The organism is Actinosynnema sp. NPDC023658, assembly GCF_040639995.1.
Classification (GTDB): domain Bacteria; phylum Actinomycetota; class Actinomycetes; order Mycobacteriales; family Pseudonocardiaceae; genus Actinosynnema.
Map to the genome: position 1 here is coordinate 1 of NZ_JBFAAX010000092.1, position 5,500 is coordinate 5,500.

4 protein-coding genes and 1 pseudogene are annotated in these 5,500 nt (G+C 71.6%); 3 read left to right on the plus strand and 2 right to left on the minus strand.

The window, feature by feature from the left end; all coding sequences use genetic code 11:
• Positions 1 to 118: 118 nt before the first annotated feature.
• Positions 119 to 1,348 carry an LCP family protein gene (locus tag AB0G02_RS13640; protein ID WP_360793464.1) on the minus strand — a complete coding sequence of 410 codons (1,230 nt, stop codon included), beginning with the start codon at positions 1,346 to 1,348 and terminating at the stop codon, positions 119 to 121.
• An 87-nt stretch (positions 1,349 to 1,435) separates the two neighbouring features.
• On the minus strand, positions 1,436 to 2,992 hold the full coding sequence (locus tag AB0G02_RS13645; RefSeq protein WP_360793466.1) for an LCP family protein: 1,557 nt from the start codon (positions 2,990 to 2,992) through the stop codon (positions 1,436 to 1,438).
• Between the two features lie 168 nt (positions 2,993 to 3,160).
• Between AB0G02_RS13645 and rfbB the strand changes: the two genes are divergently transcribed.
• From rfbB to AB0G02_RS13660, 3 genes and pseudogenes are all read left to right on the plus strand, one after another.
• Entirely contained in the window at positions 3,161 to 4,153 is a 993-nt protein-coding gene (gene rfbB, locus AB0G02_RS13650) for a dTDP-glucose 4,6-dehydratase (RefSeq protein WP_360793468.1), read from the plus strand.
• Positions 4,153 to 5,046: a dTDP-4-dehydrorhamnose reductase gene (rfbD, locus tag AB0G02_RS13655; protein ID WP_360793470.1), complete on the plus strand. Its 894-nt coding sequence runs from the start codon at positions 4,153 to 4,155 to the stop codon at positions 5,044 to 5,046. The genes rfbB and rfbD overlap by 1 nt, the downstream gene beginning before the upstream one ends.
• Before the next feature lie 14 nt (positions 5,047 to 5,060).
• Positions 5,061 to 5,500: pseudogene (locus AB0G02_RS13660) on the plus strand (hypothetical protein); the annotation flags it as partial.

Genomic DNA, 5,500 nt, shown 5'->3' on the forward strand with positions numbered 1-5,500 from the left:
CCTACGTTCGTCACCCCTGAGTTCGACGCTCGCGGCTAACACCGTTCGTCGTGAGCGTTGAACTCAGGGTGCGTGAACGTAGGACTCTCGCGGGCTGGAGGTAGGACTCTCGCGGTGGTCAGTCGATGCAGGGTGGGGTGGGTTGGGCGGCGGCCCGGGGGTGGGGGCCGTCCAGGGTCAGGAGGTGGGAGGTGGACAGGCGCTGGGTGGCGGAGGAGGGGGAGGTGGATCCCGCGGAGGGAGTGGAACCCGCGGAGGGGGAAGCAGGAGAGGAGGTGGGGGGTGGGGGTGGAGGTGGGGTCTTGGCGCCCAGCAGTTGCGCCACGAACGCCTTCACCTGGGCCGGGTCGACGGTGACGACGCTCTGACCGCGCTCGTTCAGGGTGCCCACGCCGGTCACCGGGATGGTCGCGAACTCGACGTTCCCGCCGGCCAGGCCGCGCGCCTGCGCGGCGAACGTCGCCACGTCCAGGTCCTCGTCCACCACGATCGACTTGCTCACCGCGTCCAGCAGCCCGGACAGCCGCGCCGGGTCCGCGAGCGTCCCCGCGGACATCAGCTTCGACACCGCCGCCGACATGAACACCTGCTGCCGCGTGATCCGCCCCAGGTCGCCGTTCGGGATGCCCTTGCGCTGCCGCACGAACGCCAGCGCGTCACCGCCGGAGATCGACTGCACGCCCGCCCGGAAGTTCGCGCCCGAGTCCGGGTCCGACGTGGCCTGCTTCAGGCACACGTCCACGCCCCCGATCACCTCGGTGAGCAGGTAGAACCCGTAGAGGTTGATCTCCGCGTAGTGGTCGACCCGGATGCCGGTCAGCTCCTGCACCACCTGCACCAACGCCCGCCGCCCGGCCTGGTCGCCCCGCTTGGAGCGCTCGGCCAGGTCGGAGACGCCCTCGCCCGCCAGCCGCTGCATGGTGAAGAACTTGGTCACCCCGTACGCCGAGTTGATCTTCTCGGAGCCGTGGTCGGGGATCGGCACGTAGGTGTCCCGCGGGATCGACACGGCACGCGCCTGGCTGCCGTCGTGCGGCACGCGCATCACGATGATCGTGTCCGTGTTCAGCGTGTCCGTCGCCTCGGTGCGCAGCTGCCGCAGCACGTGGTCGGGCAGCGGCACGCCCTGCGCGTCGGTGCGGCTGTCGCTGCCGACCAGCAGGATGTCGGTCGCGCCGTCCTCGACGGGCGGCGAGTTCGGCACGTCCGACAACGCCGTCAGCACGTCCGTCGTGTTCACGCTCTCCTGGACGCGCTGCAACGTCGACCAGCCGTACCCGGCGGCCGCCAGGACGGCCGCGGACAGCAGCGCCACGAGCACGCGTCCGGTGATCACCGCGGCCTTCACCGGCGTTCCTCCTACGGGGTGGGTGTCCGATCAGGCTAACCACCTTCAGCCGGTCGGACGTCCGGGTTCACCAGGAGGTGGGATGTTCTAGTTGACGCACACCACACCGTCGGCGGTGATCGGCGGGGTGGAACTGGTGGTGGGGGAGCCCTCCGTGCCGCTGACGCCACCGGTGGCATCGCCGGTCACGTCGACCGACGCCGGGTCGGAGTGGTCCGGCGGCGAGTAGTCGGCGCCGGCGTACACGAAGACCTGTCCCCTGGGCACGGAGTCGTCCTCGACGGCCTCGGCGTTACCGCCCAGGACCGAGATCACCTTTTCGGCGCTCGCCCGCTCGCCCGGCGCGTACCGGACCGAGGTCGTCGCCGCGTACTCCGCGGACAGCGCGTCGCCCCGGCGGAAGCCCTTCCCGACCAGCAGGTCGAGCACGCTGCCGGCCAGCCGGTCCACCCCGGCGGCGTTGTAGACGCTCACCGAGATCGCGGAGTTCGGCGGCCCGGACGGGGTCGTCGTGGTGGTGGGGGCCTTCGAGGAGTCCTCGTCGGTCGCCAGGCCCTTGATGAACTGCCGCACCCGCGCCGGGTCGACCGGCAGCACGTTGCCGTCGGTCCACGTGTCCGTGGGGTCGCCCACCGGGATCGTGCGGAACTGGATGTTGCCGCCGACCAGGCCCTGCATCTGGGAGGCGAACTCGGTGATGTTCCAGCCCTCGCTGAGCACGACGGACTTCTTGATCGCCGTCACCAGCCGGTCGAGCTTGTCGAAGTCGGCCAGCGTGCCGGTGGACAGCACCTTGCGGGCCAGCGCGCCGATGAACACCTGCTGCCGCACGATCCGGTCCAGGTCGCCGCCGGGCAGCCCGCCGCGCTGGCGCACGAACGACAGCGCCCTCGCGCCCTCGACGACCTGCCGGCCCGCCGGGAAGTCGGCGCCCGAGTCGCGGTCGCTGGTGGCCTGGTTCAGGCACACCTCGACGCCGCCGAGAGCCTTCGTGACCTCGTAGAAGCTGGCCAGGTTGACCTCGGCGTACCGGTCGATGGTGATCGCGCCGCCGGTCAGGCCCTCGATCGTCTTGATCAACGTCTTGCGGCCGGCCAGCGTCGACTCCAGCTCGATCCGGGCTTCGCCGGTCACGCCCTTCTCGCGCAGCTCCTGCGCCTTGTCGTTTTTCTGCCTCGCCAGCGCCGAGTTCAGCTTGTGCGTGCCGAACCCGTCCGCGATCTCGACGTACGAGTCGCGCGGGAACGAGATGGCCACCGCGCCCGTGCCGTCCTGCGGGACGTGCACCAGGATCATCGTGTCGGTGTTCTGCGTGCCGTCCGCCACACCGCCGTTGAGCAGCGCGAGGACCTCGTCCGACAGCGGGTTGCCCTGCGCGTCGGTGCGGCTGTCGACGCCGACCAGGAGGATGTCGACCGCGCCGTCGAGCGGCTTGCGGGGCACCCCGTCGTCGTCCTGGGTGACGGAGGACGCGATCACGTCGGTCGTCGTGATGTCCTCGTTGATGTCGCTGAAGTAGTACCAGCCGTACCACGTGACGACGAGCACAGCGGCCGACAGGAGCGCCAGCAGCGAACGGGCCGTGAGCGCGAGAGCACGGAGAGCAGCCGATCGACCGGCCGAACCGCGCGGACTGGAGTCCACTGCCTGCCTCCCCCGTGCGCTCAGGCTGCCTGTTCGAGATTAGCCGCGCGGCGGTTGGCCGCGCCGGACATTCCTCTTATACGGGAGACGCTGTAACAACCAGGTGGGTTGCACAGAAGCCCTCCGTGACAGACTGCGATGAGCAACGCCGTCAGGAGGGCACTGAGCATGCGGGTTCTGGTAACGGGAGGGGCCGGTTTCATCGGCTCGCACTACGTGCGGGAAATGGTGGCGGGCGCCTACCCGGCCTACGCCGATGCCGAGGTGGTGGTGCTGGACAAGCTCACCTACGCCGGCAACGAGGCGAACCTGGCGCCGGTCGCCGACGACCCCAAGCTGACCTTCGTCCGGGGTGACATCTGCGACCGCGAGCTGGTCGTCGACCTGATGCGCCGGACGGACGTGGTGGTGCACTTCGCCGCCGAGTCCCATGTGGACCGCTCGATCTCCGGTTCGGCCGACTTCGTGCTGACCAACGTGCTGGGCACCCAGACGCTGCTCCAGGGCGCGCTGGAGGCCGGCGTCGCCAAGTTCGTGCACGTCTCGACCGACGAGGTCTACGGCACGATCGACGAGGGCTCGTGGTCCGAGGACCACGCCCTCGAACCCAACTCGCCGTACTCGGCCTCCAAGGCGTCGTCGGACCTGCTGGCGCGGGCGTTCTTCCGGACCCACGGGCTGCCGGTGAGCATCACGCGGTGCTCGAACAACTACGGCCCGTACCAGTTCCCGGAGAAGGTCATCCCGCTGTTCGTGACCAACCTGGTGGACGGCAAGAAGGTGCCGCTGTACGGCGACGGGCTCAACGTCCGCGACTGGCTGCACGTGGACGACCACTGCCGCGGCATCCAGCTCGTGCTGGAGGGCGGTCGCGGCGGCGAGGTCTACAACATCGGCGGCGGCACCGAGCTGACCAACCGGGAGCTCACCGAGCGCCTGCTGGAGGCCACCGGGCGTGACTGGGACTCGTTCGTCGAGCCCGTCACCGACCGCAAGGGCCACGACCGACGCTACTCGGTGGACATCACCAAGATCAGCACCGAGCTGGGCTACGCGCCGCGGGTCGACTTCACCGAGGGCCTGGCGGCCACCGTGCAGTGGTACCGGGACAACCGGTCGTGGTGGGAGCCGCTCAAGCAGCGCGCGGCCCTGGCCGGCTGATGGCGCTCGCACTGCTGGTGCCCGGCGGCCGCGGCCAGCTCGGGCGGGACGTGGTGGCGGCGACGCCCGGTGACGGGCTGGTGCACGCGCCGTCGTCGGCGGAGCTGGACCTGACCGACGCCTCGGCGGTGGCGGACGCGGTGGCCGTGTTCGCGGCGACCGCCCGGGACGCCGGGCACCGGCCGGTGGTCGTGAACGCGGCGGCCTACACCGCCGTGGACGCGGCCGAGACCGACGCCGACCGGGCGTCCGAGGTCAACGCGCTCGGTCCGGAGAACCTGGCCGGGAGCTGCCGCGAGCACGACGTGCCGCTGCTGCACGTCTCCACGGACTACGTGTTCCCCGGCGACGGGACGCGGCCGTACGAGCCGACCGACGAGACCGGCCCCCGGTCGGTCTACGGGCGGACGAAGCTCGACGGCGAGCGGCGCGTGCTGTCCACCTGGGACCGCTCCTGGGTGGTCCGCACCGCGTGGGTCTACGGCGAGCACGGCGCGAACTTCGTGAAGACCATGGCACGCCTGGCCGGCACGCACGACACGCTGTCCGTTGTGGACGACCAGGTCGGCTCACCGACGTGGTCGCTGGACCTGGCGCACGGGTTGCTGGAGCTGGCGGCCCTGGTGTCGTCGGGCGGCACGCCGGCCCGGGTGCTGCACGCGACCGGCGGCGGCGAGACCACGTGGTGCGGCTTCGCCCGCGCGATCTTCGCGGAGCTGGGCCTCGACCCGGAGCGCGTGCGCCCGTGCACGACGGCCGACTTCCCGCGCCCCGCGCCGCGCCCGGCGTACTCCGTGCTGTCCGGCCGGGCCTGGGCGGACGCGGGCCTCACGCCGTTGCGGCACTGGCAGGAGGCGTTGGCGGCGGCCGTCGCCGCGAACGCCGTGCCCTGACGGGGGACGTGGCGGTGGACGTCGTCACCCTCGCCTCCCGACCGGACCTGGTCGAGGCGGTCTACGGGATCCCCTACCCGCCCGACTCGCCCGCGTTCATGCGGGGTGACTTCGCGTCGCTCCTGGTGCGGGGACGGCGGGCGGCCGTGCGGTGGCCGCACCTGGTGACCGCGCTGCTGGACGGCGACCGGCCCGTCGCGCGGGGGATCGTGGTCGCCTACCGGGCGGACCGGGACGAGCGACCCAGGCTGCCCGACAGCGGCTGGGACCAGGTGGCGGTCTGGGCCGCCGAGGACGCGATGGACGGCGTGGAACCCGACTCCGCGTGCGCGCTGGAGATCGCCGTCGACCCCGGGTACCAGGGTCGGGGGCTGTCGCGCGTGGTGCTCGGTGCGATGCGCTCGCCGGAGCCGCCGGGTCGGAGCTCGCCACCCCGCCGAGCCTCCCGCCGACC